Source organism: Methylobacterium sp. JK268 (genome assembly GCF_054052225.1).
This window is the reverse complement of record NZ_JBSVZN010000013.1, coordinates 61,607-88,048: the sequence shown is the minus strand read 5'-3', so window position 1 is coordinate 88,048 and position 26,442 is coordinate 61,607. Positions and strand designations below refer to the sequence as shown.

Sequence of the window (26,442 nt, the reverse complement as noted above, 5' to 3'; positions counted from 1 at the left end):
GAGCGGCCTCCCGCGGGTTTGCGTCGAGCGCTGAGGTGTCGGAATGCTGGATCTGATCGGGCCGTTCTTCCGCAGTCTGTACGATCGGACGGGGTGGAACTTCACCATCTTCTACGATCCGTACGAGTACGGCCGGTTCATCGCGGGCGCGTCGACGACCCTGCAGCTGATCGCCGGGTCGCTGGCCCTGTCCCTGGTGATCGGCGTGCTCGGGGCCTGGGCCCAGGGCGCCCGGTCGCGGGCGCTGCGCTGGGCCGTCGACGCCTACATCCAGGCGTTCCGCAACACCCCGCCGATGATCCAGCTCCTGTTCTTCTACTTCGGCCTCGGCGCCTTCACGCCCGCCATCGACATGGGCGGCTATTCGCAGCCGCTGATCTCGTCCTTCGCCTGGGCGGTGATCGCGCTCGGCATCTTCGGCGGCGCCTTCAACGTCGAGATCTTCCGGGCGGGCATCGAGGCGGTGCCCGACGCGACCCTGGAGGCGGCCGAGAGCCTCTGCTTCTCGCGCCTTCAGACCTACCTCTCGATCACGCTGCCGCTCGCCTTCCGCATCAGTCTGCCCGCGCTGACCAACAACCTGGTGAGCTTGGCCAAGACCACGTCGCTCGCCTACATCATCACGGTGCCGGAGATGACCTACGTGCTGAACCAGGTCTGGTCCGACAACCTGAATACGTCCGAGATGATGCTGGTCCTGTTCGGGTTCTACATCCTCGTCGTGACGCTGCTGGCGGCCGGCCTGCACGCGGTCGAGCGCCGGCTCGTGCTTCCGGGATACGGCCGATGAGGCAGCCGGCCTTCCAGATCAGCATGGCGCGCCTGCGCGAGGGCCAGGTCCTGCGGGGGCTGCGGGCGTGGCACGTCGTGGCCGTGCTCCTGGCGCTGGCGGTCTCGCTCGCGGCGGCCACCGCGCGCTCTGCCGCCCTCGGCGCGCCCTCGAAGGCGCTGGCGACGCTCATCGCGTACGCCCCGTTCATCCTGCAGGGCTTCGCGCTCAACCTCGCCATGAGCATCCTCTCCATGGCGCTCGCGACGGTGCTGGGGATCGGCCTCGGCCTCCTGCAGATCAGCGAGGCGGCCCTCGTCCGGCTGCCGGCCCGGTTCGTCACGCACCTGCTGTGCAACTCGCCCTGGCTGGTGATCCTGTTCCTGGTGACCTACTTCATGCCGCTCGCGGTCCGGCTGCCGGGCGGCGGGCAGATCCCGGTTCCCGACTGGAGCAAGGCCACCCTGGCATTCGCGCTGCCGGTCATGGGCAACATCAGCGAGATCCTGCGCGGGGCGGTGCAGTCGATCCCGACCGGACAATGGGAATCGGCCGAGGGGCTCGCCTTCACCCGGTCGCAGACCCTGCGCTACGTCATCCTGCCCCAATGCGTCCGCCGCTGCATCCCGCCCTGGATGAACTGGTACGCGATGCTGACGCTGTCGACGCCGATGGCCTCGATCTTCAGCGTGCACGAGGCGGTGGCGAACGCCCAGGCGAGCATGGAGGCGGCCGGCGCGCGTCCGGAGCTTCTGCTGCCGTTCTACTTGTTCCTGCTCTGCCTGTTCTTCGTCTACATCTACCCGATTGCGCTTTACACGCGCGTGCTGGAGCGCCGCTATGCTGTTGGCTGAAGCATCCGCCGCGGACGAGACCCCGGCCGGCGCCGGCCCCCGCGCCCTCGTCTCGCTGCGCAACGTCCGCAAGTCCTACGGCGCCTTCGAGGTTCTGAAGGGCATCAGCCTCGACGTCGGCCGGGGCGAGGTCGTGTGCATCATCGGGCCCTCGGGCTCCGGCAAGTCGACCCTGATCCGCTGCATCAACGGGTTGAGCGCCATCCAGGGCGGCTCGATCACCGTCGACGGGCAGGAGGTCAACGACCCGAAGCTCGACAAGCTCGCTCTGCGCCGGAAGGTCGGGATCGTCTTCCAGCAGTACAACCTGTTCCCGCACAAGACGGTGCTGGAGAACGTCATGATGGCGCCGCTCAAGGTGCTGCGCGAGCCTCGGGCGGAGGTGGAGGAGCGGGCGCGGCGGCTGATCGCCAAGGTGCGCCTCACCGGCAAGGAGAACGCCTATCCGGGGCGGCTCTCGGGCGGGCAGCAGCAGCGCGTGGCCATCGCCCGCAGCCTCGCGATGCGGCCCGAGGTGATGCTGTTCGACGAGGTCACGGCGGCGCTCGACCCGGAGACGGTGAAGGAGGTGCTGGCGACCATCCGGGAACTGGCCGCCGACGGCATGACCTGCATCCTGGTGACCCACGAGATGGGCTTCGCGCGCGAGGTCGCCCACCACGTCTACTTCACGGATGGCGGCGTGATCGTCGAGGACGGGCCGCCCGACCAGATCTTCCGGGACGCCAAGGATCCGCGCACCCGGCAGTTCCTGAGCCAGATCCTCTGATGGGTCATAAATAGGCGATGAACAGCCATGCAATTCCGACATTAAAACTGACGTCGGCAGATGTCGAAATGAGGCGTCGAGGTGAAAACAGGCTCCCCTTTCCCGGACGACTGAAGCGACAGCGGAAGGAGATCCGGGAACCAGCACGAGGACTCGCCGCGTAGCGGCTCAGAATTCCGGCACCGTTGCTGAAAGCCGCCGCTTCGCGGAGTCCTGCGCGGGTTTCCGGGTCGCTTTCCGCTGGCGCTGCATGCGCCCGGACAAGGGATGTCGTTAGGGCGCAGCCGCGCCGTCTTTGCGGGCGTCCAGGCTTGTTCGAGATGGCGGCGCCCCGCGTGCTCACCCCACGCCGGCGGGCGGAGCGCTGCCCCATGCCCGATCGCCCCGGAGCGGCACCCCGCCCCGCGGCCCGCCACGAGGGAGGCTCGATCCCGGTGAGGTCCGATCCATGACGTCCCACAGCCCGCCCTCCGATCCCGCGCCGACGATCGGCCTGATCGGGCTCGGCCGGATCGGGACCGTGCTGCTCACGGCCCTGCGCCGCTTCGCGCCGGAGGCGCGGGTGCTCGTGGCCAGCCGCGATCCGGCCCGGGCCGCCGCGGCCGCATCCCGGCCGGGCGTCGCCGCCCGCAACGCCGCGCGCCTCGCCGCGGAGGCCGACATCGTGGTGCCGTGCCTGCCCCCGGAGGCCTACCGCGACGGTGTCGCGGCGCTCGCACCGCACCTGCGGCAGGGCGCGATCCTGGTCAGCGTCACCAACGCGGTGCCGCTCGCCGACCTCGGCCGCCTCTGCGCCCGCCCGATCGTCAAGGTGGTGCCGTCGCCCGCGCTCGCCGCCGGACGGGGCGTCGCCCTCGTCACCCCGGGTCCGGGCGCCGGGCCCGCGGAGGTCGCGCGCGTCCGCGCGCTGTTCGGACGCTTCTGCCGGCCGATCCTCACCGATCCGGCGGACGGGCGCGTCGCCTCGAACCTCGCCGGATCGGCGCCCGCGATCCTGGCCGCCTTCTGCGCGGCCTTCCTGGAGGCCAACGCCGCCCGGGCGCGGCGCTTCGGGCCCGCGGAGCTGCGGGCCATGCTGGCGGAATCCGTCGCCGCCCTGGCGGTCCTGCTCGACGAGGGCGCGACCTTCGAGGACGTCGTCGCCCACACGGCCACGCCCGGCGGCACCACCGAGGCGGCGATCACGGCGCTCACCGCCCCCGCCCTCTGCGCGGGAATCGTCGAGGCGACGTTCCTGCGGGAGGCGGCGCTGCTGGGCCTTTCCCCGGTGGAGCGACCGCCGCCCGCTCTCGCGCCCGCCTCGTCCCACACCGTCTCCGGAGACTCCCCATGGCCCTAGCCCGAGCGACCACCCCGTCCCCCGCGAGCGCCCGCGATCCCCTGCTCCAGCCGCTGCGGATCAAGAGCCTGGTCCTGCGCAACCGGGTCATGAGCACCAGCCACGCCGCCGGGCTGGAGGAGGGCGGCATGCCCAAGGAGCGCTACCAGCTCTACCACCTGGAGAAGGCGAAGGGCGGCATCGGCCTCAGCATGTTCGGCGGCTCCTCGAACGTGGCGCCGGACAGCCCCAACATCTTCCGCCAGCTCAACGTCGGCACCGACGAGATCATCCCCTGGCTGCAGCAATTCTCGGCGCGCATGCACGCGGAGGGCGCGGCGCTGATGGTGCAGATCACCCATCTGGGCCGCCGCGGCGAGCCCTACGGCGACCAATGGCTGCCGACCATCGGCCCCTCGGCGATCCGCGAGACGCTGCACCGCTCCTTCCCCAAGGAGATGGACGAGCACGACATCCGCCGGGTGGTGAAGGCCTACGCGGCCGCGGTGCGGCGCTGCCGGGAGGGCGGCCTCGACGGCGTCGAGACCCTGGCGGGCGGCCACCTCATCGGCCAGTTCCTCTCCCCCTCGACGAACCGGCGGACGGACCGCTACGGCGGCTCCCTGGAGAACCGCTGCCGCTTCGGGCTGGAGGTGTTCGAGGCGATCCGCCGGGAGGTCGGCGACGATTACGTGGTGGGCATGCGCTACGTCGTCGACGAGGGCGAGTCCGGCCTGTCGATGGGCGACGCGATCAAGGTCGCGCACATCTTCGAGCGCACCGGCATGCTCGACTTCTTCAACGCCATCGTCGGCCGCATGGACACCGAGCGGGCGCTCGCGGTCGACAACATGCCCGGCATGGCCTCGCCGATCGCGCCCTGGCTGCGGCAGGTCGGCGCCTTCAAGCGGGAGGTCGGGCTGCCGGTGTTCCACGCGGCCCGGATCTCCGACATCGCGACGGCGCGCCACGCGATCCGCGAGGGGCTCCTCGACATGGTGGCGATGACCCGCGCCCACATCGCCGACCCCCACATCGTGCGCAAGATTGCGGCCGGGGAGGAGGAGCGGGTGCGGCCCTGCGTGGGCGCGACCCACTGCCAGTCGCCCCACCGCCCGCACTGCCTCCACAACCCCTCCACCGGGCGGGAGGGGCAGCTCCCCCACGAGATCGCCCGCTCCGACCGGCCCGGCCGCAAGGTCGTGGTGGTGGGGGGCGGCCCCGCCGGCCTGGAGGCGGCCCGGGTCGCGGCCCTGCGCGGGCACGCGGTCGTGCTGCTGGAGGCCGGGGCCAAGCTCGGGGGCCAGCTCCTGCTGAGCCAGCGCGCGAGCTGGCGGCGCGACGTGATCGGCATCGTCGACTGGCGCGTCGAGGAGATCCGGCGCCTCGGCGTCCGGGTCGAGGTCAACCGCTACGCCGAGGCCGAGGACGTGCTCGCGGAAGAGCCGGACGCGGTCGTGGTGGCCACCGGCGGCGTGCCGGACATCGACTGGATCCCCGGCGCCGAGCATTGCGGCAGCGTCTGGGACGCGATCGGCGGCAGCCTGCCGCTGGCCGGGGAGGTCCTGGTCTACGACGGCACCGGCCGCCACCCGGCGCCCCAGGCGGCGGAAGCCGCCGCGCAGGAGGGCCGCAAGGTGCAGGTCGTGTCGATCGACGCCCAGCTCGCCCAGGAGCTGACCTACGCCGAGCGCATCATCTGGAAGAAGCGGATCTACGAACTCGGCGTGCCGACGACCTTCGACCACGAGATCGTCAAGGTCGAGCGGCGCGGCAACCGCCTCGTCGCGACCTTCCGCAACCTCGCCTCCGAGCAGCTCACCGAGCGCACGGCCGACCAGGTTCTGGTGGAGCACGGCACGCGGCCCGCGGACGACCTTTACCACGCGCTGCGCCCCCACGCGGCCAATGACGGCGTCACCGACCTCGACGCGCTCCTCGCCGGCGCCCCGCAGCCGCTGACCTGGCGCCCCGAGGCGCGCATCGAGCTGCATCGGGTCGGGGACGCGGTCGCCAGCCGCAACGTGCACGCGGCGGTGCTCGACGCGCTGCGCCTCTGCCGGGCGTTCTGACACCAGCGGTCATTGGACATGACCGTTGGTTCCGCTCTCGAAGTTTCGCCAAGCCTCTCGCTCGGCACCGAAAATTCGAGATGATCAACGGCCCCGTCGATCTCGGGCCTGCCCGAGATCGAACCGATGCGTCAGCATCCTGGGCCGTTGGTATGAGCCATGCGGGTGAGGCAGTCCGCGTCTGCCTGGTCGAGAGCGGTCGCGCCCGCGTCGGGTCCATCGGCGATCGCTCACTCCGACATCCCCGCTTTTCCGGACGACTGCAGCGTCAGCGGAAGGAGATCCGGAAACCAGCACAGGGATCGCCGCGAAGCGGCTCCGAATGCCAGTAACGGTGCTGAAAAGCGGTCGCTTCGCGGAGTCTTGCGCTGGTTTCCGAATCTCGTTCCGCTGGCGCTGCTCTCGTCCGGAAAAGGGTGGAGGTGGGCGCGGACATCCACTGTCCTTCAGCGATGCTGGCCCCGCCCCGCCCCACCCCGCCGGCGCGGTCCGTCAGGCGGCGCGACTGGCCGCCGCGAAGGCCGCGTCGGCGGCGTCCGCGAGCTTCTCCAAGGTCGGGAAGTGGTAATCGGGCGCCGTCATGCGGGGCGGCGTCGGCGTGCCGCCGAAGCCGTCCAGCCCCTGGCGGCGCTCGATCCAGCACACCGTGTAGCCGAGGTCCCGGGCGACGCCGATGTCGTGATACTGGCTCTGGGCCACGTGAAGTATGTCGCTCTGCTTGAAGCCGTGGGCGGATTGGCGGCCGCGGTTGAAGGCGAAGAATTGCGGGTCGGGCTTGGCCACGTCGGTGTCGTCGTAGGTGACGCTGTCGTGGAACGGCGTCCCGAGGGTCTGCGCGTAGAACGAGAACGCGGACCGGTCGGCGTTGGTCATCGCGACGAGCCGGTAATGACGGCGCAGGCGCCTGAGGGCGGCCGCCGAATCCGCGAAGGCCGGCCAGCGCAGCACGGAGAGCTGGAACGCGTCCGCCGCCGCGTCGCCCGCGGGGAAATCCAGTTCCCGGGCGAGGTGGCGATAGACGTCGCCGAAGACCTCGCTCGACCGCTCATGGTACAATTCGCGTCCTCGCAGGTAGACCTCGAAGATGCGCTCGTCGCTGAGCTCCTGCGGGCTGCGGCCGGAGACCGCGCGCAGGTGATCGAGGATCCCCTTCTCGAAGTCGATCAGGGTGCCGACGACGTCGAAGGTGAGAACCTTGAAGCTGTCGAGTGACGCGGGCACGGGCGTTCCTTTCGCGCTCATGATGCGGGCGGTCGCGGCGGGGGACCGTCAGGGCCGCTCACCCAGGCTCACAGAACCCGCACGTCCGTTCAACGTCGGAAAATGCCCGCCCGCATAACCACAGGTTATGGGCTGCCGAAGCAGGCCGTCTCGATGTCGAGGTCCGGATAGCGCTCCGCGACCTTCGCCACGTCGGAGCGCATCTCCGCGACGATCCAGTCGCGGACGGCCGCGACCGAGCGGCGCAGGGGCCGCGCGCGCAGGTGCACGAGGTGGCAGACGCGGGTGGTGCGGGTGAGACGCTCGCTCGCCGGCACGAGGTCGCCGGTGGCCAGCCAGTGCGACACGACGTTCAGCCAGCCGAGCGCCACGCCCTGTCCGATCAGCGCAGCCTGGACCACCACCGCATAGTCCGAGAAGTTGAGGGACGCGCGGGTGCCGGTCCAGCCCGGCCCGGGATCGACCTCGCGGGTGCGGCCCGGGGCGGTCGCCGTGAGGTTGACCATGGTGGTGCGGCCGCCGCTGGCCGTGCTGCCGGCGAGGTAGGCCGGGCTGCAGACCGGAAGCATCACCTCGTTCATCAGGAACAGGGCCTCGTGGTCGAGGTCTGGTCCCTCCCCATAGCGCATGCCGAGGTCGACGCTGTCCACGGGACCACCGAGCGCGCCGGGGATCAGCTGGAACCGGAAGTCGACCGCCGGGAAGGCCTCCTGGAGGGTGTCGATGCGCGGCATCAGCCAGTGGGTGGCGAAGGCGGACGAGAGCGACAGCGTGACGGTGTCGGTGCCTGTGCGCCGGATGTCGATCTCGCGCAGGGCGCCCTCGATGCCCTGGAACCCGTCCGCAACGCGCCGAAAGAGCAGGCCGCCATCCTCGGTGAGCGCGATGCCGTCGCTGGAGCGGTCGAGGAGCCGCACGCCGAGATGGCGTTCGAGCTGCGTGATCGCCTTGCTGACCGCCGGCTGGGTCACGTTCAGCTCTGCGGCGGCCCGCGTGAAGCTGGCGTGGCGCGCCACGGCCTCGAACACGAACAGGGCGTGGCTGGAGGGCAGCATCCGGCGCAGAGGGGGCATCCACGAGCGTCCTTCGGGGGCCGCCCGTCGCGGCGGTCCGGCACGAGGTCGCGGCCATCACGGCTCCGGCAACGGATCGTGCAGGGCGACGGCCCCCAATACGGGTTGTTGCCCGTCGTCGACAGGGTGAAGTCGCGGCCTTGCCCGGGACCGGGTGCGAGGATTGGGTGCCGGCTCGATCCCGGGCGACGGGTCGAGACCGGGGCGCGATCCCGGCCTCGCCGCCGCGTCGCTAAGGCCCGCGGCGAGGGATCGCGACCCGCCGCGGATGCGGGGCTCACTCCGCGTGCGCGAGGACGATCCGCCCGGGCACCGCGCCGGCTTCGAGCCGCTGCAGGGCGGCCTCCGCCTGGTCGAGGGGCACGGTCTGCGTCTCGACGAGGGTGAGCCCGCGCTCCCGAACCAGGGCGACGAGGTCGCGCAGCTCGCCGAGATTGCCGACGTAGGAGCCCGTCAGCGTGAGGGCGCGGATCGGCAGGAGCGGCAGCGAGACGGTGATCTCGCCGCCGAACATGCCGACCACGATGTAGCGGCCGCCCCGGCGCAGACCGTCGAGGGCGAAGCGCGCCGTCTCGGCGGTGCCGACGAAGTCGATCGCCGCCGCGAGCCCGGCTTCGAGGCCCTGGAGCTCGGCCAGCGCGCCCGGATCGGCCGGGTCGAGAACGCGGTCGGCGCCGAGCGCCAGCGCTCGCTCGCGCTTGGCCGGGGCCGTGTCGGCGACCGCGATCTGCGCGTGACCGAGCGCCCGGGCGAGGCGCAGCGCACTCTGCCCGAGCCCGCCCGCGCCGACGAGCAGGAGCCAGTCCCGGGTGGGCTCGCCCCCGACCTTGCGCAGGGCCGAGTAGGTGGTGAGTCCCGAGCAGGCGAGCGTCGCCGCGGCCGAGGGATCAAGACCCTCCACGTCGATCAGGTAGCGGGGATGGGGCACCACGACCTTCTCGGCGTAGCCCCCGGGCCGGTGCACGCCGAGGAAGCGCGGCGCCGCGCAGAGATTCTCCTCGTCCGCCTGGCAGCGGTGGCAGGTGCCGCAACCGATCCACGGATAGGCCAGCACGCTGCGGCCGATCGGGCCGGCCGCCGCGCCCGCCTCCGGCCCCACCGCCGCGACGCGCCCGAGGATCTCGTGGCCGAGCGTGACCGGCAGCGCCACCCCGCGGTCGCCGAGCGTCAGGCGCTTGCCGCCCCCGAGGTCGTAGGAGCCCTCGCGCAGGTGGAGATCGCTGTGGCAGACGCCGCAGCGCTGCAGGTCGAGCACCACCTCGGTGCCCCGCGGCACGGGGTCCTCCTCCACCAGCGCGCAGAGGGGGCGGCCGAACTGCGTCACGGCGAAGCGTCTCATGAGCGGTCTCCTCGAAGGTGTGGGTGGGGATGGGGCCGGGCGTCAGCGCACGAGCGGGCAGCCGCCCTCGCTCAGCGGGCGGAAAGCCTCGGCGCCGGGGATGCGGCGCACGAGCTTGTAGAGATCCCACCCGCCGGTGGATTCCGCCGGTGTCTTGGCCTGGAACAGGTACATGTCCCGCACCACCCTGCCGTCCGCGCGCAGGGTGCCGCCGTGGGTCATGAAGTCCTCGATCGGCGTGCGGCGCATCTGCGCCATCACGGCGTCCGGATCCTTGCTCCCGACCGCCTTCACGGCCTTGAGGTAGTGCAGCGTGCCGCTGTAGGCGCCGGCCTGGGTCATGCTCGGCATGCGCTTCATCCGGGCGAAGAAGCGGCGCGACCACGCCCGGGTCTCCTCGTCCTGATCCCAGTAGAAGGCCTCCGTCAGCAGGAGGCCCTGCGCCACCTTGAGCCCGAGGCTGTGCACGTCGCTCAGGAAGGCGATGAGGGCCACGAGCTGCATGCTGTCGGTGAGGCCGAACTCCCGAGCCTGCTTGATCGCGTTGATCGTGTCGGTGCCGCCGTTGGCGAGCCCCAGGATGCGGGCCTTCGAACTCTGGGCCTGGAGCAGGAAGGACGAGAAATCGTGCGTGTTGAGGGGGTGGCGCACCGTGCCGAGCACGCGCCCGCCGCTCGCCTCGACGACCGCGGCGGTGTCGCGCTCGAGCGCCTGCCCGAACGTGTAGTCGGCGGTCAGGAATGTCCAGTCGGTGCCGCCCTGCTTGACCACGCTGGCGCCGGTGCCCTTCGCCATCGCGTAGGTGTCCCAGGTCCAATGCGCCGCGTAGGGCGAGCAGAACTTGCCGGTGATGTCGGACGAGCCGGCGCTGGTGACGAGGGCGAGCTTCTTCTTCTCGTTGGCAAGGGTGATGACCGCGAGCGCCATGGCGGACGAGGGCAGGTCGGTGATGACGTCGACGCCCGAATCGTACCATTGCCGGGCGATGGTGGCGGAGACGTCCGCCTTGTTCTGCCCGCCCGCGAACACGACCTCGATCGGCTTGCCGAGCACGCTGCCGCCGGCATCCTCGACCGCCATCCTGACCGCCTCGACGGCGCCCATCCCGCCGATATCCGCGTAGGTGCCCTCCAGGTCGACGAGCACCCCGATGCGGACCGGCCCCTCGTCGGCGGCGCGCGCCGCCGGAACGCCGAGCGCCGCCATCAGCCACGCCGCCGCGAGCCGCCCGGCCCATCCCCGGCTCCCCGATCCCTGCCGTGCCATTCGGTCTCCTCCCTGGTGCGATGGGGCGGCCCGCGGCGTGTTCGCCGTCGGGTCGGGGCGTCAGCCCGTGTCGGTGCCGGGCGCGAAGGCGGCGCCGGAGGCGATGAGCGCGTCGCACTCCTCCTCGCCGAGGCCGAGGTCGCGCAGCACCCCGCGGGTGTCGAAGCCGGGCGGCGGCGCCGGGCGCCCCGCGGGCGCGGGCACGCCGTCCTGCAGGATCGTCGGCCGGATGGTGCGGACCCGGCCCTCGGTCGGGTGCGCCTGCGTGCCGAGCAGCCCGACCGCGGTGAGGTGCGGGTCCCGCTCCAGGGTGTCGAGGGTGTGGCAGGGCATCGCCGGGACGTCCGCCTCGGCGAAGATCGCGAGCCACTCGGCGGTAGTGCGGCTCGCCAGCGCCTCCCCGCGGACGCGGAACCACAGGTCGACGTTGCGGAAGCGGTCGGCCACGGTGCGCAGCCGCGGATCCTCGATCAGGTCCGCCCGCCCGACCGCCCGCAGGAAGGCGTGCACCTGCGCGTCGGAATTGGCGGTCAGGCTGATCCAGCCGTCGGCCGTGGCGAGGGGGCGGTTCTCGGGGTTGAGCACGCGGGCGTCGCCCGCCGGGCCGAGCGGCGGGTCGAAGCTGCGGGGGCCGAGATGCTCCTGGAGCACGAAGGCCGCCATGGTCTCGTGCATGGGCACTTCGAGGGTGGCGCCGGTCCCGGTCCGCTCCCGGGCGACGAGGGCCGCCAGGATCGCCGAGGCGGCGATCTCGCCGGTCACGTGGTCGGCCAGCAGCAGCGGCACGTAGAGCGGTCGGCCGTCGCGGCGCTCGGCCAGCCCGGCGATGCCGGAGACGCCCTGCACCACGCTGTCGTAGGCCGGGCGCCCGCGATACGGCCCGCCGGGGCCGAAGCCGGTGATCGTGCAGTGGACGAGGCGCGGATGCCTCTCCCGCAGGGTGCCCGCGTCGAGGCCGAGCCGGTCCAGCGCCTCCGGGCGCATGTTGGCGACGAGGACGTCGCTCGTCGCGATCAGGCGCCCCAGCACCGCCCGGGCGCCGGGCGCCTTGAGGTCGAGGCCGAGCGCGCGCTTGCCCCGGTTCAGGTGCAGGTAGGAGCCGGCGTGGCGCCCGCCCGGAGAGGGACCGCCGAGGCAGCGCAGCATGTCGCCGGCGGGCGGTTCGACCTTGATGACCTCCGCGCCGAAGTCGCCGAGGCGCAGGGTGCAGGCCGGCCCGACCACGACGCTGGTGAGGTCGACGACCCGGATGCCCGCGAGGAGCCCGCCGGCAGGGGAGGGGGGCGCGTCGCTCATCGGAACGTGGCGTCGAGGGCGACCCGCCCGGCCCCGTCCTCGGCCCAGACCCGCCACGCACCGTCGTCCTCGCGCGCCTTCAGGTGCATCGGGCGCCCGCAATAGAGCGGGTGAAGCAGGCGGTAGCCGAAGGCGGCGGGCTCGCGGCCGGCGGCCTCCCGGGCAAGTTCGAGCGCCAGGAAGGCGGTCAGGGGGCCGTTGACCACCAGGGCCGGGTAGCCCTCGCGGCCCGTGGCGTAGGGCGCGTCGTAGTGGATGCGGTGGGCGTTGTAGGTGACGGCGCAGAACCGGAACAGCAGCGTCTCGTCCGGCGTGAGCGTGCGCGCGACCTGCGCGGGCCGCGGCGCCGGGGCGGGGGCCGGCGGCGCGGCCTCGGTCACAGCGTCGGTGGCCGCTTCCCGCAGCACGTAATCCTCGTGCTCGGTCACCACCGGCCGCCCGTCGATGTCGAGAGCGCTGCAGACCGTCACCACGGCGATCCGGCCGCTGCGACCGGTCTTCTCCGCCACGCGCTCGATCGTGGTGTGCCGCCGCACCGTGGCCCCGACGGGAATGTCGCCCGCGTAGGTGGCCCGCCGCCCGCCCAGCATCACCCGGGGCAGGCCGAGATCCGGCAGCGCGATGCCCGGCCCGGCGTAGCCGTCCGGCCGAAGCGCCGATTGCGGCAGGCCGTTCGGGAACAGGCCCACGTGCCAGCCCCGCGGGATCACGGTGCGGCGCGCCTCGTCCTGCCCGTCGCGGTCGAGCAGGGCCGCCATCCGGCGCAGGAAGCCCGGCGTGGCGACGTCGTCCATCCACGCCTGCGCGCGCGTCGCGTCCACCTGGCTCATCGGCTGCTCCTGCGGCGCGGCGGCGCCTCGGCGACGGAGGCGTCGGCGGTGCCGAACATGGCGGGTTGCGCCGTGCGCACCAGCGCCGCGAGGGCGAGGCCGAGCCCGTCCAGCCCCTCCTCGGCGAGCTGGCCCTGGAACAGGTGGGCCGCCACGACGAGGCGCGGGCGCCCGGTCCGGTCGCAGAGCGCGGCGGCGACCGAGGTGACGCCACGGATCAGCCGCCCGACATCGACGGCGTAGCCCCGCGCAGCGCTCGCCTCCACCTCCGCCAGGAAGGTCTCGAAGGGCACCGGCACGTGCCAGCGGATCGCGCCGTAGCGCGCCCGGATGGTGGCGCGCGGGATGCGGCCGGCCGCCGCCACCGCCCGGCCGATCGCGCCCGCGTAGGCCGGGATGCGGGTGGCGAGCCGGAACTCGATATGGATGCCGTTCGCCGGCACGATCCGCCCGAGGAGCAGCGCCTTGTCGTCCGGGGCGACCTGCCAGACGCTCGCCGTCGCCTCGAACTCCGTGGCGACCTGCTGCAGGCCCGGCTGGAGCAGCTCGACGTCCGACCGGTTGAGGAGCGGGCGCGCCACTTCGAGGAGCCCGAGACCGAGCCGGTAGGTCTTGGTGTCCGGCGCCACCGTGACGAAGCCCTCGCCGACCAGCGTGCGCAGGATGTTGAGGGTGGTGGAGGGGCTCACCCCCGCGGCGCGGGCGATCGCCGTGACCCCGAGCGCCTCCCGCGCGACCGCCACGGCCCGCAGGATCGCCACGGCCTGGGTCACCGCCCCGACCTCTCGGCCGACCTCCATCACCGCGATCCGCTCGCCGGCCTGGCTCATGCCGTCCGTCCTCGCCCGAGATCGCCCCTTGCACTCCGGTGCGTTTACGGATGAGAATATCGTTCAGCGGGTGAAATGGAAGCACCATTTTGCCGGAGGCCCGGGAAACGGGCTCGGACGCGGCGGGAGGAACCAGGATGGCAGTCAGGCGGTGGAATCGCGCCTCGTGGCGCGCCGGGCGGATGGTCATCAACGCCTGGGCCGAGTCCAGGCTCCCCCTTTTCCGGACGACTGCAGCGCCAGCGGAAGGAGATCCCCTGGCGCTGCAGTCGTCCGGAAAAGGGGGTGGAGTAAAAGGCCGAGAGCCGAAGGTCTCAATTCTCGCGGTTCTGACATGGGCGCTGCCCGTCCTGGCGGCGATGGCCGCCCCCGCGGCCCGGGCCGACGGCGACGTGCTGCGCATCGGCATCATCACCGACATGAGCGGCCAGTACAGCGAGGGCAACGGCGAGGGCTCCGTCGCCGCCGCCGAACTCGCGGTGGAGGATTTCGGCCCGACGGTGCTCGGCCGGCGCATCGAGATCATCTCGGCCGATCACCAGAACAAGCCCGACATCGCCTCGGCCATCGTGCGCAACTGGATCGACACGAAGGGCGTCGACGTGGTGGCGGAGGGCGTGAACTCGGCGGTGGCCCTCGCCATCCAGGCGGTCACGCGCGAGCGGGGCAGGATCTTCCTGATCTCGGGCGCCGGATCCTCGGACCTCACCGGCAAATCCTGCTCGCCCACGAGCGTGCAGTGGACCTACGACACCTACGCCGCCTCGAACGCCACCGCCAAGGCGGTGATCGCCCGCGGCGGCAAGAGCTGGTTCTTCCTCACCGCCGATTACGCCTTCGGCCACGCGCTGGAGCGCGACGCCTCCCGGGCCGTGGAGGCGGCGGGCGGCAGCGTCGCCGGCAAGGTCCGCCACCCCTTCGGCACGCCGGACTTCTCGTCCTTCCTGCTCCAGGCCCAGGCCTCGCCCGCCAAGGTCATCGCGCTCGCCAACGCGGGCAGCGACTTCGCCAACGCGATCAAGCAGGCGCACGAGTTCGGGATGACGCAGTCCGACCGGATCGTCGCGGCGCTCCAGGTGACGCTGACGGACGCGGCCTCGCTCGGCCTCGACGTGGTGCAGGGCGCGCTGTTCACCGACAGCTTCTACTGGGACCGCACCGACGCCACGCGCGCCTATGCGCAGCGCTTCTTCGCCCGCCGCAAGGCGATGCCGACCGCCTACCAGGCCGGCGTCACCTCGGCGATCGGCCACTATCTGAGGGCCGTGCGGGATGCCGGCACCACCGAGGCAGGGCCGGTGATGGCGACGATGCGCGCCACGCCGGTCGACGACTTCTTCGCGCAGGGCGGGAAGGTCCGGGAGGACGGCCGCATGGTCCACGACATGTACCTGATGCGGTTCAAGACGCCCGCGCAGTCGAAGAGCCGCTGGGACCTCTACGACCTCGTCGAGACGGTGCCGGGCGACCAGGCCTTCCGGCCGCTGGCCGAGGGCGGCTGCCCCTCCATCCGCAACTGAGGCCTCGACCATGGCAGAGCAGACCGCCGACCTCGCGGCCCTGGTGCGGCCGGACTCGGTCGCGATCATCGGCGCCTCCGCCGACGCGACCCGCATCGGCGGCCGGCCGATCGCCTATATGCGGCGCGCCGGATTCCGGGGCGCGATCCTGCCGGTCAATCCGAACCGCGCCGAGGTGCAGGGCCTGCCCTGCTTCCCGTCGATCGCCGACCTGCCGCGGGCGCCCGACGTGGCGGTGATCGCGGTGCCGGGCGAGGCGGCCCTGCGGGCGGTAGAGGAACTCGGCGCGCGCGGCACCCGCTTCGCCGTGATGTTCACGGCGGGCTTCGCCGAGGTGGACGAGGCCGGGGCGGCGGCGCAGCGGGGCCTCGTCGCCGCGGCGCGCGCGCACGGGCTGCGCCTCCTCGGACCGAACTGCCTCGGCCTGTTCAACGCGGCGACCGGCTTCTACCCGATCTTCTCGGCGTCCCTGGAGGGCGGCTTCCCGCTTCCCGGCCGCATCGGGATCGCCAGCCAGTCGGGGGCCTACGGCACCCACCTGTTCGCCGCCTGCCGCAACCGCCGCATCGGCACCGCCATGCTTGTCACCACCGGCAACGAGGCCGACCTGTCGGTGGCGGATGCGATCGGCTGGATGGCGCGGGACGACGACCTCGACGTGATCATGGCCTATGTCGAGGGCGTGCAGGACGGGCCCGCCTTCGCGGCGGCCCTCGCGGCGGCGCGGCGCGCCCGCAAGCCCGTCGTGGCGATGAAGGTCGGGCGCAGCGCGGTGGGCAGCGCGGCGGCGCGCTCGCACACCGCCTCGATCGCCGGGGACGACGCGGTGTTCGGTGCGGTGCTCGCCGAGCACGGCGCGATCCGGGCGCGCTCCACCGAGGAGCTGATCGACATCGCCTACGCGGCGACCCGTCGGATCTACCCGGTGCCGAATACGCTCGGGGTCATCACCATCTCGGGGGGCGCGGGCGTGCTGATCTCGGACGCGGCCGAGGCGGCGGGCCTGCCCATGCCGGAGATGCCGCAGGCCGCCCAGGCGCAGCTGACGGCGATCCTGCCCTTCGCGGCCCCCCGCAACCCGGTCGACTGCACCGCGCAGGCCTTCAACGACCTCTCGCTGATCGGGCGCTTCACCGAGACGATGATCGCGGAGGGCGGCTACGCCTCCATCCTCGCCTTCTTCACCCAGATCGGCGGTGCCCCCAGCATGGCGCCGGCGATCCGCGCCCAGCTCAACGCCGTCAAGGCACGCCACCCGGACCGGCTCTACGCCCTCTCGGTCCTCGCCAGCGAGGAGCGCAACCGGGAATACGAGGAGGACGGCTACCTGCTCTACGAGGACCCGGCCCGGGCGGTGGTGGCCCTCGACGCGATGGGCCGGTTCGGGGCGAGCTTCGCGGCGCCGGACCCCGCCGCACCTCCGGCCGTGCCCGAGATCCCGCTGCCGGCGACGACCCCGAGCGAGGCCGAGGCCAAACGCCTCCTCGCGCGAGCCGGCATCGCGGTGGTGCCCGAGGCGGCCTGCGCCGACCCGGAGGCGGCGGTGGCCGCTGCCGAGACCTTCGGCTTCCCGGTGGTGATGAAGATCCTTTCGCCCGACATCCTGCACAAGACCGAGATCGGCGGCGTGCTGCTCGACGTCGCCGATGCCGAGGCGGTCCGCCGGGGCTTCGCCACCCTGATCGAGCGCGCCGCCCGCCGCGCCCCGGCCGCGCGGATCGAGGGCGTGCTGGTGGCGCGCCAGATCCGGGGCGGCGTCGAGTGCATCCTCGGCATCCAGCGCGACCCGGTCTTCGGCCCGGTGGCGATGGTCGGGCTGGGGGGCGTCTTCGTCGAGGTGATGCGGGACGTGGTGGTCCGGCGCTGCCCGTTCGGCGAGGACGTGGCCGAGGCGATGATCCGGTCGATCCGCGCCGCGCCCCTGCTGCTGGGCGCCCGCGGCCGGCCGCCCTGCGACGTGCCGGCCCTCGCCCGGATGCTCTCGCGGCTCTCGGTCCTGGCCGCGCAGGCCGGCCCGCGTCTCGCCGCGATCGACCTCAACCCGGTGCTGGCCCTGCCGGACGGCGCCTACGCGGCCGACGCGGTGATCGAGATCGGGGAGGAGGCGTGACCGACCCCGCGCGCATCCCCGTCATCGTCGGGATCGGCGAGGTCGCCGACCGGCCGGACGCGCCGGGGCGGGGGCCGCTCGGCCCCGAACCCGCCACCCTGATGGCCGAGGCCCTGCGGCGCGCCGATGCCGACGCGGGCGGCGGCTTCCTCGGCCGCCTCGGCTCCCTCGACGTGATCAACGCGGTGTCCTGGCCCTATGCCGACCTGCCCGGCCGCGTCGCCGACCTGATCGGCCACCGCCCGGCCCGCCTCGCCTACGGCCCGGTCGGGGGCGAGACGCCCGTGCGCTTCCTGCACGAGGCGGCGCAGCGGATCGCCCGCGGCGAGGGCGAGGCCGCGGCCCTCTGCAGCGGCGAGGCGGAGCACAGCGCGGCCGCGGCGCGCAGGGCCGGGCTCGCCCCCGAGCGCGACGCCCTCCCGCCCTGGACGATGCCGGACCCGGCCTGGACCAACCCGCGGGTGCGCGACTACCTCCACCCCCAGGCCTTGCGCCACGGGCTGTCGCAGCCGGTCTTCGTCTACCCGCTCTACGAGAACGCCTGCCAGGCCGCCTGGGGCCAGACCCCGCGGGAGGGACGCGCGGAATCCGCCGCCCTCTGGGCGGCGATGGCCCGGGTCGCGGCCGACAACCCCTCCGCCTGGCTGCGCCGGCCCGTCACCCCGGAGGAGATCGCCGAACCCTCGGCCGGCAACCGCCCGATCGCCTGGCCCTACCCGAAGCTGATGGTGGCGAATCCGGTCGTGAACCAGGGCGCGGCCGTGATCGTCGCGAGCCTCGCGGCCGCCCGGGCGGCCGGCCTGCCCGAGCACCGCCTGATCCATGTCGGGCCCGGCGCCGCGGCGGGCGAGCCCCGGGACTGGCTGTCCCGCGACGCCTTCGACCACGCGCCGGCCCAGGACGCGGTGCTCGCCGGGGCGCTCGGCCGGGCCGGCCTCGCGCCGCCCGACCTCGCGGCGATCGAGCTCTACAGCTGCTTTCCCTGCGTGCCCAAGATGGCGCGGCGCAGCCTCGGCCTGCCTTCCGGGACCGTGCCGACCGTGGCGGGCGGGCTGACCTTCTTCGGCGCCCCCCTCAACGGCTACATGGCGCACGCGGCCTGCGCGATGGTCCGTCGCCTGCGCGAGGCGCCGGGCGCGGCCGGGCTCCTCTACGGCCAGGGCGAGTTCGTGACCAAGCACCACGCCCTGGTGCTGGCGAGCCGGCCGCTGCCCGCCTGCACGGCGCCGGCCTCCGTGCAAGAGGAGGCCGACCGGCGACGCGGCCCGGTCCCGCCGGTCGCCGAGGGGCAGGCGGGCCTCGCGATGGTCGAGACCCACACGGTGCTGTTCGACCGCGAGGGCGCACCGCGGGAGGGCGTGGTCGTGCTGCGCCAGGGCGGCGCGCGCCTGCTCGCGCGGGTTCCGCCCGCCGACCGGGACACGCTCGCGGTCCTCACCGCCCTCGACCGCTCGCCCGTCGGCCGCGCCGGGACCTTACGCACGGCGCCGGACGGGCTCGCCGAGTGGGAGGCCGCGTGATGGCGCAGGATTCCGCTCCGATCGAGCCCGTCCTGACCGAGCGCGTCGGGGAGCACGTCGCCATCGTCACCCTGAACCGGCCGCGGGCACGCAACGCCGTCGATCCGGCCCTCGCCCGCGGTCTCGCGGCGGCACTCGCCTGGACCGAGGCCGAGGCGGCGATCCGCGCGGTGGTCCTCGCCGGCTCGCCCTGCGGGGCCTTCTGCGCGGGCGCCGACCTCAAGGTCGTGGCGGCGGGCGGGGCCGACAGCCTGTGGCTCCCGGAGGCCGGCTTCGCGGGCTTCGTGCACGCGGCGCGGGCCAAGCCCTGGATCGCCGCCGTCGACGGCCTCGCGCTCGCGGGGGGCTGCGAGATCGCGCTCGCCTGCGACCTGATCGTGGCGGGGGAGGGGAGCGGCTTCGGCCTGCCCGAGGTACGGCGCGGGCTGATCGCGGCAGCGGGCGGCCTCGTCCGGCTGCCGCGGGCGCTCCCGCGCGCCGTCGCCCTGGAGGTGATCCTGACCGGCCATCCCCTCGACGCGGGGCGCGCCCACGCGCTCGGCCTCGTCAACCGGCTCGTCCCGGCGGGCCGGGCGCGGGAGGAGGCGGTGACGCTGGCGGAGGTGATCGCCGCCAACGCGCCGCTCGCGGTGCGCGAGAGCCTCGCGGTCGCCCGCTTCGCCGCCGACGCGGACGAGGCGGACCTCAGGGCGGCGAGCGCCGCCGCGCGCGCGCGGATCCAGGAATCCGAGGATTACCGCGAGGGCCCGCGCGCCTTCGTGGAGAAGCGCCCGCCGCGCTGGACCGGGCGGTGAGGACAGGGAGGAACCGGATGGGGATGCTGGACGGACAGGTTGCGCTCGTCACCGGGGCCGGCGGCGGCATCGGGCGCGAGATCGCGCTCGCCATGGCGCTCGCCGGCGCCCGGGTGGTCGTCAACGACGTCGGGGCGAGCCTGAGCGGGCTCGGCGAGACCTCCTCCACCCCCGGCGAGCAGACCCGCCGGATCATCGAGCAGCGCGGGGGCGAGGCCGTCCTCAGCACCGACACGGTGGCGGAGTGGGAGGCGGCGCAGCGCATCGTCGCCACGGCGCTGGACGCCTTCGGGCGCATCGACATCGTGGTCAACAACGCGGGCATCCTGCGCGACCAGATCTTCCACAAAATGTCGCCGGACGAGTGGCTGTCGGTGATCAACGTCCACCTCAACGGCAGCTTCTTCGTCGCACGGGCGGCGGCCGAGCCCTTCCGGCGCCAGAGCGCGGGCGCCTACGTGCACATGACCTCGACCTCGGGGCTGATCGGCAATACCGGCCAGGCGAACTACGCGGCGGCCAAGCTCGGCATCGCCGCCCTGTCGAAGTCGATCGCCCTCGACATGGCCCGCTTCGGCGTGCGCTCCAACTGCATCGCCCCCTTCGCCTGGAGCCGCATGACGAGCGCGATCCCCGCCGAGACGCCCGAGCAGAAGGCCCGGGTCGCCAAGCTGCAGGCGATGGGGCCGGAGAAGAACGCGCCGCTCGCGGTCTTCCTCGCCTCCGAGGCGGCGCGCGACGTCACCGGCCAGATCTTCGCGGCGCGCCACAACGAGCTCTTCGTCTTCAACCACCCGCGCCCGGTGCGCGGCGTGCACCGCGCCGAGGGCTGGACGCCGGAGACCATCGCGGCGCACGCCCTGCCGGCCCTGCGCGCCCACCTCGCCCCCCTCGACCGCAGCCCCGACGTGTTCTCCTGGGACCCGGTGTGACCCATGACCATCAACGGACGCGCCTACATCGCGGGGGCCTACGAGCACCCGACCCGCAAGGCCCCGGACAGATCCGTGGCCCAGCTCCACGCGGAGGTCGCCGCCGGCGCGCTCGCCGATGCCGGGCTCACCAAGGACGACGTCGACGGCTATTTCTGCGCCGGGGACGCGCCCGGCCTCGGGCCCCTGGCGATGGCCGATTACCTCAACCTGAACCTGCGCCACCTCGACAGCACCGACCTCGGCGGCGCGTCCTACATCGCCCACGTGGCGCACGCCGCCCAGGCGATCGCGATGGGCGCGTGCACCGTCGCCCTGATCACGCTCGCCGGGCGGGCGCGCAGCGCCGGCCATTCCGGCACGGCGGCGCGGCCCGTCATCGCGGACGCGCCCGACAGCCCCTGGGAGGCGCCGTTCGGGCCGACCACGGTGAACCTCTACGCGCTCTGCGCCCGCCGGCACATGCACGAGTTCGGCACGACGCCGGAGCAGCTCGCCTGGATCAAGGTCGCGGCCTCGCACCACGCCCAGCACAACCCGCACGCGATGCTGCGCGACGTGGTGAGCGTGGCCGACGTGCTGGCCTCGCCGCTCATCGCCGACCCACTCCACCGGCTCGATTGCTGCGTGGTCAGCGACGGCGGCGGCGCCCTGGTGGTGACGAGGCCCGAGATCGCCCGCAGCCTGAAGCGCCCGCTCGTGCGCGTGAGGGGCGCGGGCGAATCCGCCAAGGGCCAGTGCGGCGGCGAGGTCGACCTGACGTGGTCGGCCGCCCGCCGCTCGGGACCGACCGCCTTCGCGGAGGCGGGCGTGACGCCCGCCGACATCAAGTACGCGTCGATCTACGACAGCTTCACCATCACGGTGCTGATGCAGATCGAGGATCTGGGCTTCTGCGAGAAGGGACAGGGCGGGCGCTTCGTCGCCGACGGCAACCTGATCGCCGGGAGCGGGCGGCTGCCCTTCAACACCGACGGCGGGGGCCTGTGCAACAACCACCCGGCCAACCGGGGCGGCATGACCAAGGTGATCGAGGCGGTGCGGCAGCTGCGCGGCGAGGCGCATCCCGCCGTGCAGGTCCGCGACTGCGATCTCGCCGTTGCGACCGGGATCGGGGGGCTCCTCGGCAGCCGTCACGGCGCCGCGACGCTGGTGCTCGGGAGGGAGTGAGCGATGGTGCCGATCGACAGCCGGGACGGGCTCTGGCCGGACCCGCCCGAGAGTCCCGAGAGTGCCCCCTTCGTGGCGGCGGCGCGCGAGGGCCGCTTCCTGCTGCGGCGCTGCGGGTCCTGCGGCAAGGCCCACTGGTACCCGCGCGCCCTGTGCCCGTTCTGCCTCGGCGAGACCGCCTGGGAGGAAGCGTCCGGACGCGGCACGCTCTACAGCTACACGGTGCTGGCCCGCGAGGCGCCGCCGCGCACGGTCGCGTACGTCGCCCTGGAGGAGGGCCCGATCATGATGACGAGCCTCGTCTCGTGCGACGCGGACGCGCTGGCCGTCGGCCAGGCCGTGACCCTCGTGTTCGAGCGCTCGCGGAGCGGAATGCCCATCCCGTGCTTCCGCCCGACGGAGGACACGTGATCCCGGCTCCGTGACCGCTTCGGTCGAAGCGCGTCCCGTGGGCCGCGCCGGACGGCCGGCTTCATCGCGGACCTCGAGCAGTGTCCGATGACAGTGAATCGGACACTGCTCGAGGTCATTGATTTTTCCGCATTTTCTGCGACGACCCGGTATCCACTTCGTCGGAAAATGCTCTAGCGCGAGGCGCGGGCGAGCGCCCGGTCGACGAAGCCGAGCCGGTCCTGACCCCAGAACAGCTCGCCGTCGAGCACGATCGTGGGTGAGCCGAAGACGCCGAGGCGCTCCGCGTCCCGGCTGTTCTCCCGGTACTCCGCCTGGACGGGATCGCTGCCCTCCGCCGCGAGCAGGGCCGCGCCCGGCAGCCCGTTCTCGTCGGCGATGGCCTGCCGCACGCCCGGGTCGGCGATGTCGCGCTCCTCCGCCCACAGGGCGCGCAGGAGCGCGTGCGAGAGGCCGAACGCATCGAGGCCGGCCTGCTGGGCGGCGATGACCATGTAGCCGGCGGGCTTGTTCCAGCCCTCGGGCGGGTTCTCCATCGGGTAGTGGCGCGGGGTGACGTGGAGCGGCAGGCCGAGGTAGTCGCGCCAGCGCGCCAGCTCGACGGCGTGATAATCGCGTCGCGGCTGCGGCCGGGTCCGGATCGGGACGCCCCCGGTCCGCGGCACCACGGCCTGGAAGTCGAAGGGCTTCAGCACCAGCCGGGCGCGGTGGCGGCGCACGATGTCCTGAAGCTGCGGCCCGCCGAGATAGGCCCAGGGCGACGACAGCGTGTAGAAGCAGGACAATGCGGGCATCGGGGTGCCTCCGGGACGGATCGGGCATGGATATCCACCACGACGACGCGTCCGTGAAGAGGCCGGCCGGTTCGGGGTTGGCGGCCTTGGCGGCCGAGGTGCGGCGCGACCTCGCGCGCCTCAACCACCCACCGGCGGCCTGGACGCTGCCGGCCGAGGGGCCCGACGGGCGGCCGGCCCTCGACGTGCTCGTGGTCGGCGCCGGCATGTGCGGGCAGACCGCCGCCTTCGCGCTCTTGCGGGAGGGCGTCTCCAACATCCGGGTGATCGACCGGGCCCCGCGCGGGGCCGAGGGGCCGTGGGGCACCTTCGCCCGCATGGAGACCCTGCGCTCGCCCAAGCACCTGACGGGGCCGGATCTCGGCATCCCGTCCCTGACCTTCCGGGCGTGGTGGGAGGCGCAGGTCGGCGAGGCCGGGTGGCGCGACCTCACCAAGATCCCGCGCCTCGACTGGCTGCGCTACCTGCTCTGGGTGCGCGAGACAGCGGGTATCCCGGTGGAGAACGACACCGCGCTGGAGCACCTGTGGCCGGCCGGCGGGCTCGTCGGCGCCGCCCTCGCGGGGCCGGCGGGACCCGAGACGGTCCACGCCCGCAAGGTGGTGCTGGCCTGCGGCCGGGACGGCTCCGGCGGGCGGCGGATGCCGGCCTTTGGCACGGAGGGGTCCGGCCGCCTGTTCCACGCCTCCGACCCGATCGACTTCGCCCGCTTCCGCGGCGGCCGGGTGGCGGTGCTCGGCGCCTCGGCCTCGGCGGCCGACAACGCCGCCGCGGCCCTGGAGGCGGGCGCGGCCGAGGTGGTCCTGTTCGTGCGCCGGCGCCACTTCCCGCAGGTGAACAAATCCAAGTGGGCCTCCTTCCCGGGCTTCCTGCGCGGCTACGCCGCCCTCGACGACCGGCAGCGCTGGGCGATTACCACCTACATGATGGGGGAGGGCACGCCGCCGCCCCACGAATCGGTCCTGCGCTGTACCCGCCACCCGGGCTTCGCCATCCGCTTCGGCGAGGGCTGGACGGGCATCGCCGAGGCGCCGGGCGGGCTCGTGGTGGAGACGGCGCGCGGCCGCACCCCGGTCGACGCCGCCGTGGTGGCGGCGGGCTTCGAGGTCGACCTCGTGCGGCGCGCCGAACTGGCGGCGTTCCGGGACGCGATCCTCACCTGGGGCGAGCGGGTCCTGGCCGCGGAGGCCGCCGCGCACCCGGAGGCGGCGCGCTTCCCGTATCTCGGCGACGGCATGCAGCTCCTGGAGCGGGAGCCCGGCGCCTGCCCGGATCTCGGCCGGCTCCACGTCTTCAACTGGGGCGTCACGCTGAGCCACGGGGCGCTCGCGGGCGACATCCCGGGCCTCGGCATTGGGGCGACGCGGCTGGCCCAGGCCCTCGTGCGCGACCTGTTCGCGGCGGATGCCGACCGCTACGTCGAGCGGATGCGGGCGCACGAGGACGACGAGCTCGGGCCGACCGGGTACTTCGTGCCGCCCGGGGAGCGGTGAGGCTGCCGGGCCGCGTCGGCCTCCGGCTTCTCAGTCCTCCGGCCCCGCCACTCGGCGGGCACGTCGTTTCAAGGGGCTTTGGCGTCCGTTGAGAGACCCCGGCGGCTTACGCGTCTACGGGTCTCATGCAGGACAAGCGCGGATTGGCTCGCTGTTCCCCCGCCGACGACGTTACGAAGTGGCCGCGCCTGCGGTCGACCCCTATCGCGCCGTGCACCCAACCTGACCAGTCGGCCGTTCGCGTCAGCACATTCAAGACGCACCATCCTTGACTGCCGCCACGTCAGTGCGCATCAATGCGCATCTGACGGAGCAGAGCGATGTCCCGCACCGACCACTCTGCCAAGATGCGGGACATCCTGAAGCGGCTTCGGGAAGACGGATGGGTCGAGGCCCGCAAGGGACCGGGCGATCATGTCCAGTTCAAGCACCCGACCATGCCCGGCCGGGTGTCGGTCGATACCGGCCGCAAGGAGGTCCCGGTGGGGACGCTGCGCAACCTCTACCGGCAGGCCGGGTGGGATTGGTGAGGAGAAGCCGCCATGGCGAAGGTCGTCGTTCTGATCCACGGCACCCGTGGCAACTACGGGGCGTCGTTCCCCGACTTCCCCGGCGCGATCACCGGAGCGGATGATCTCGACACGCTCTATCGCAAGGCGGCCGAGGTGCTGACCTTCCACGTGGGGGGCATGGTCGAGGACGGTCTCGAGGTGCCCGCGCCGCGCAGCCTGGACGAGTTGAGCGCGGACGCCACGTTTCGTGAGGACGCGGCGGATGGCATGGTGGGACTGGTCGACGTCGATCTCCCGGGGAAGACGGTGCGGGTCAACCTGACCATGGATGAGCGCGACCTGCGCCGGATCGATCGCGCCGCGGAGGCGGCCCGCGAAACGCGATCGGGCTTTCTCGTGCGGGCGGCGGACATGCGGATCGGCGGAGAGGTCCGACCTTCTCGCGCTGACGGCGTGAGTGCGACGATCACCGCCCAGGGAATCGGTCGCTCGGACGCCGAGGTGACCGGCCGCGGACGGAAGGCCCGCCCGCCCACGCGACGTCGGCACGCCCGGACGACGGTGGTCGACGCCTGAACGAGGAACGCCCGGGTCCGGTTCTAGAACCGGCTGCCCGACGCCGGCGACGGTCGCGGCGGATGCCGGCCGCGCCATCGCGCGGATGCGGGCGCACGGGGGCGGCGACCTCGGGCCGGCCGGGCAGCCGTGAGGCCGCCGGGCCGTGGTGCCGTCCGGCGTCTCACCCCTCCGGCCCCACGACCGCCAGCCGCGCCCCGTGGCTCAAGCCCACGTCGAGGTCGCCGGCCGCGCGCCCGGCCCGGAACACCACAGCGAACGGGCCCTCGCCCCGCTCCGCGAGCGCCTCGGCGAGGGCGCCCCCGGCGCCGACCGGGCTCGCCAGGGTGACGGTGGTGCCGTCGCCGAGCGAAAGCGTCACGATCCGGGCGGGGGCGCCCGCCACCTCGGCCTCTCGGATCGGAGCGTCGGCGCCGGCGCCCAGCAGCGCCGCGTAGCGCGCCCGCGAGGCCGCGACGTCGCGGACCGCCACGGTGAGGCGCGCGACCCCGGTGACGCCGTTCGCGTGACGGCGCACGTCGCCTTCCTGCACGCGCAGGGCCCGGGGCGTGACGTCGCCGCACAGGAACGGCACGTCGGAGCCGGGCGCCCGGGCGGTCTTCCAGTCGAGGCGCGCCCCGTCCGGCCGGTGCCGCCCGCCGGGCACCGGGTCCGCGATGTCGAGCCCGCGCGCCTGCGCCGCCGCCACGTCCGCCTCGATGGCGCCGGGCAGGAGCGCGTGGTCGAGGAAGCCCTCGCCGGCCCGGTGATAGACCTCGGACCAGCGGTTGCCCGGGTCCGGACGCTTGAAGGCGATCAGCTCCAGGTAGGCGCCATCCTCCAGCACCACCAGCACGTTGTGGGTGATGCCGTTCTGATGCTCGCCGCCGCGGATCACCGTGAAGCCGAGCGCCGCGTAATCGGCGAGGGCTCGGTCGAGGTCGGCGACCGCGATGACGACGTGGTCGAGGGTGAGCGGCATGGCGGGACCTCC

At 73.3% G+C, this 26,442-nt stretch carries 24 protein-coding genes; 15 read left to right on the top strand and 9 right to left on the bottom strand.

Annotated elements, in window-relative coordinates; genetic code table 11:
• Nucleotides 1-43: 43 nt before the first annotated feature.
• From ACW9J6_RS16020 to ACW9J6_RS16000, 5 genes are all read left to right on the top strand, one after another.
• Entirely contained in the window at nt 44-790 is a 747-nt protein-coding gene (locus ACW9J6_RS16020) for an amino acid ABC transporter permease (RefSeq protein WP_457117479.1), read from the top strand.
• Nucleotides 787-1,623, top strand: a complete 837-nt coding sequence (locus tag ACW9J6_RS16015; protein WP_457117478.1) for an amino acid ABC transporter permease — start codon at nt 787-789, stop codon at nt 1,621-1,623. The genes ACW9J6_RS16020 and ACW9J6_RS16015 overlap by 4 nt, the downstream gene beginning before the upstream one ends.
• Nucleotides 1,610-2,392, top strand: a complete 783-nt coding sequence (locus tag ACW9J6_RS16010) for an amino acid ABC transporter ATP-binding protein (RefSeq protein WP_457117477.1) — start codon at nt 1,610-1,612, stop codon at nt 2,390-2,392. Before ACW9J6_RS16015 ends, ACW9J6_RS16010 begins: the two co-directional genes overlap by 14 nt.
• Nucleotides 2,393-2,840: 448 nt before the next feature.
• The gene (locus ACW9J6_RS16005; protein ID WP_457117476.1) at nt 2,841-3,731 is read left to right on the top strand and encodes a pyrroline-5-carboxylate reductase family protein; all 891 of its coding nucleotides are present in this window, start codon (nt 2,841-2,843) and stop codon (nt 3,729-3,731) included.
• Nucleotides 3,722-5,782 (top strand): oxidoreductase, encoded by a 2,061-nt coding sequence (locus tag ACW9J6_RS16000; RefSeq protein WP_457117475.1) that lies wholly within the window; start codon nt 3,722-3,724, stop codon nt 5,780-5,782. The genes ACW9J6_RS16005 and ACW9J6_RS16000 overlap by 10 nt, the downstream gene beginning before the upstream one ends.
• A gap of 492 nt (nt 5,783-6,274) precedes the next feature.
• On the opposite strand, the gene ACW9J6_RS15995 is transcribed toward ACW9J6_RS16000, so the two are convergent.
• From ACW9J6_RS15995 to ACW9J6_RS15965, 7 genes are all read right to left on the bottom strand, one after another.
• Nucleotides 6,275-7,024: an HAD-IA family hydrolase gene (locus tag ACW9J6_RS15995; protein WP_457117474.1), complete on the bottom strand. Its 750-nt coding sequence runs from the start codon at nt 7,022-7,024 to the stop codon at nt 6,275-6,277.
• 104 nt (nt 7,025-7,128) lie between these two features.
• A complete protein-coding gene (locus ACW9J6_RS15990) occupies nt 7,129-8,076 on the bottom strand; it encodes a LysR family transcriptional regulator (protein ID WP_457117473.1) in 948 nt (315 codons plus the stop codon).
• 277 nt (nt 8,077-8,353) lie between these two features.
• Nucleotides 8,354-9,415: an alcohol dehydrogenase gene (locus tag ACW9J6_RS15985; protein WP_457117472.1), complete on the bottom strand. Its 1,062-nt coding sequence runs from the start codon at nt 9,413-9,415 to the stop codon at nt 8,354-8,356.
• A 42-nt stretch (nt 9,416-9,457) separates the two neighbouring features.
• Nucleotides 9,458-10,681: an ABC transporter substrate-binding protein gene (locus ACW9J6_RS15980; RefSeq protein ID WP_457117471.1), complete on the bottom strand. Its 1,224-nt coding sequence runs from the start codon at nt 10,679-10,681 to the stop codon at nt 9,458-9,460.
• Between the two features lie 60 nt (nt 10,682-10,741).
• Nucleotides 10,742-11,977 (bottom strand): CaiB/BaiF CoA transferase family protein, encoded by a 1,236-nt coding sequence (locus tag ACW9J6_RS15975; RefSeq protein WP_457117470.1) that lies wholly within the window; start codon nt 11,975-11,977, stop codon nt 10,742-10,744.
• The gene (locus ACW9J6_RS15970; RefSeq protein ID WP_457117469.1) at nt 11,974-12,807 is read right to left on the bottom strand and encodes an FAS1-like dehydratase domain-containing protein; all 834 of its coding nucleotides are present in this window, start codon (nt 12,805-12,807) and stop codon (nt 11,974-11,976) included. Before ACW9J6_RS15970 ends, ACW9J6_RS15975 begins: the two co-directional genes overlap by 4 nt.
• Nucleotides 12,804-13,637: an IclR family transcriptional regulator gene (locus ACW9J6_RS15965; protein ID WP_457117468.1), complete on the bottom strand. Its 834-nt coding sequence runs from the start codon at nt 13,635-13,637 to the stop codon at nt 12,804-12,806. Before ACW9J6_RS15965 ends, ACW9J6_RS15970 begins: the two co-directional genes overlap by 4 nt.
• A 359-nt stretch (nt 13,638-13,996) precedes the next feature.
• On the opposite strand from ACW9J6_RS15965, the gene ACW9J6_RS15960 reads away from it, so the two are divergent.
• The 7 genes from ACW9J6_RS15960 to ACW9J6_RS15930 are packed head-to-tail and all read left to right on the top strand — an operon-like array spanning nt 13,997 to nt 22,094.
• Entirely contained in the window at nt 13,997-15,157 is a 1,161-nt protein-coding gene (locus ACW9J6_RS15960; RefSeq protein WP_457117467.1) for an ABC transporter substrate-binding protein, read from the top strand.
• 10 nt (nt 15,158-15,167) lie between these two features.
• Nucleotides 15,168-17,267 (top strand): acetate--CoA ligase family protein, encoded by a 2,100-nt coding sequence (locus ACW9J6_RS15955; RefSeq protein ID WP_457117466.1) that lies wholly within the window; start codon nt 15,168-15,170, stop codon nt 17,265-17,267.
• Entirely contained in the window at nt 17,264-18,787 is a 1,524-nt protein-coding gene (locus ACW9J6_RS15950) for an acetyl-CoA acetyltransferase (RefSeq protein ID WP_457117465.1), read from the top strand. The genes ACW9J6_RS15955 and ACW9J6_RS15950 overlap by 4 nt, the downstream gene beginning before the upstream one ends.
• Nucleotides 18,787-19,581: an enoyl-CoA hydratase-related protein gene (locus ACW9J6_RS15945; RefSeq protein ID WP_457117464.1), complete on the top strand. Its 795-nt coding sequence runs from the start codon at nt 18,787-18,789 to the stop codon at nt 19,579-19,581. The genes ACW9J6_RS15950 and ACW9J6_RS15945 overlap by 1 nt, the downstream gene beginning before the upstream one ends.
• A gap of 23 nt (nt 19,582-19,604) precedes the next feature.
• Nucleotides 19,605-20,513, top strand: a complete 909-nt coding sequence (locus ACW9J6_RS15940) for an SDR family oxidoreductase (RefSeq protein WP_457117463.1) — start codon at nt 19,605-19,607, stop codon at nt 20,511-20,513.
• A gap of 3 nt (nt 20,514-20,516) precedes the next feature.
• Nucleotides 20,517-21,683, top strand: coding sequence for a thiolase domain-containing protein (locus tag ACW9J6_RS15935; RefSeq protein ID WP_457117462.1), 1,167 nt, complete (start codon nt 20,517-20,519; stop codon nt 21,681-21,683).
• A gap of 3 nt (nt 21,684-21,686) precedes the next feature.
• Entirely contained in the window at nt 21,687-22,094 is a 408-nt protein-coding gene (locus tag ACW9J6_RS15930; protein ID WP_457117461.1) for a Zn-ribbon domain-containing OB-fold protein, read from the top strand.
• Nucleotides 22,095-22,267: 173 nt separating this feature from the next.
• Here ACW9J6_RS15930 and ACW9J6_RS15925 read toward each other — a convergent pair whose 3' ends face one another.
• Entirely contained in the window at nt 22,268-22,888 is a 621-nt protein-coding gene (locus ACW9J6_RS15925; protein ID WP_457117460.1) for a DsbA family protein, read from the bottom strand.
• Nucleotides 22,889-22,914: 26 nt separating this feature from the next.
• Between ACW9J6_RS15925 and ACW9J6_RS15920 the strand changes: the two genes are divergently transcribed.
• The 3 genes from ACW9J6_RS15920 (at nt 22,915) to ACW9J6_RS15910 (ending at nt 25,469) form a co-directional block, all read left to right on the top strand.
• Nucleotides 22,915-24,381 (top strand): FAD/NAD(P)-binding protein, encoded by a 1,467-nt coding sequence (locus tag ACW9J6_RS15920; protein ID WP_457117459.1) that lies wholly within the window; start codon nt 22,915-22,917, stop codon nt 24,379-24,381.
• Nucleotides 24,382-24,701: 320 nt separating this feature from the next.
• Nucleotides 24,702-24,911, top strand: a complete 210-nt coding sequence (locus ACW9J6_RS15915) for a type II toxin-antitoxin system HicA family toxin (protein WP_457117458.1) — start codon at nt 24,702-24,704, stop codon at nt 24,909-24,911.
• A 12-nt stretch (nt 24,912-24,923) separates the two neighbouring features.
• The gene (locus ACW9J6_RS15910) at nt 24,924-25,469 is read left to right on the top strand and encodes a type II toxin-antitoxin system HicB family antitoxin (RefSeq protein ID WP_457117457.1); all 546 of its coding nucleotides are present in this window, start codon (nt 24,924-24,926) and stop codon (nt 25,467-25,469) included.
• Nucleotides 25,470-25,632: 163 nt separating this feature from the next.
• Here the strand turns inward: ACW9J6_RS15910 and ACW9J6_RS15905 are convergent, their stop codons facing one another.
• Entirely contained in the window at nt 25,633-26,430 is a 798-nt protein-coding gene (locus ACW9J6_RS15905) for a VOC family protein (RefSeq protein ID WP_457117456.1), read from the bottom strand.
• Nucleotides 26,431-26,442 lie beyond the last annotated feature (12 nt).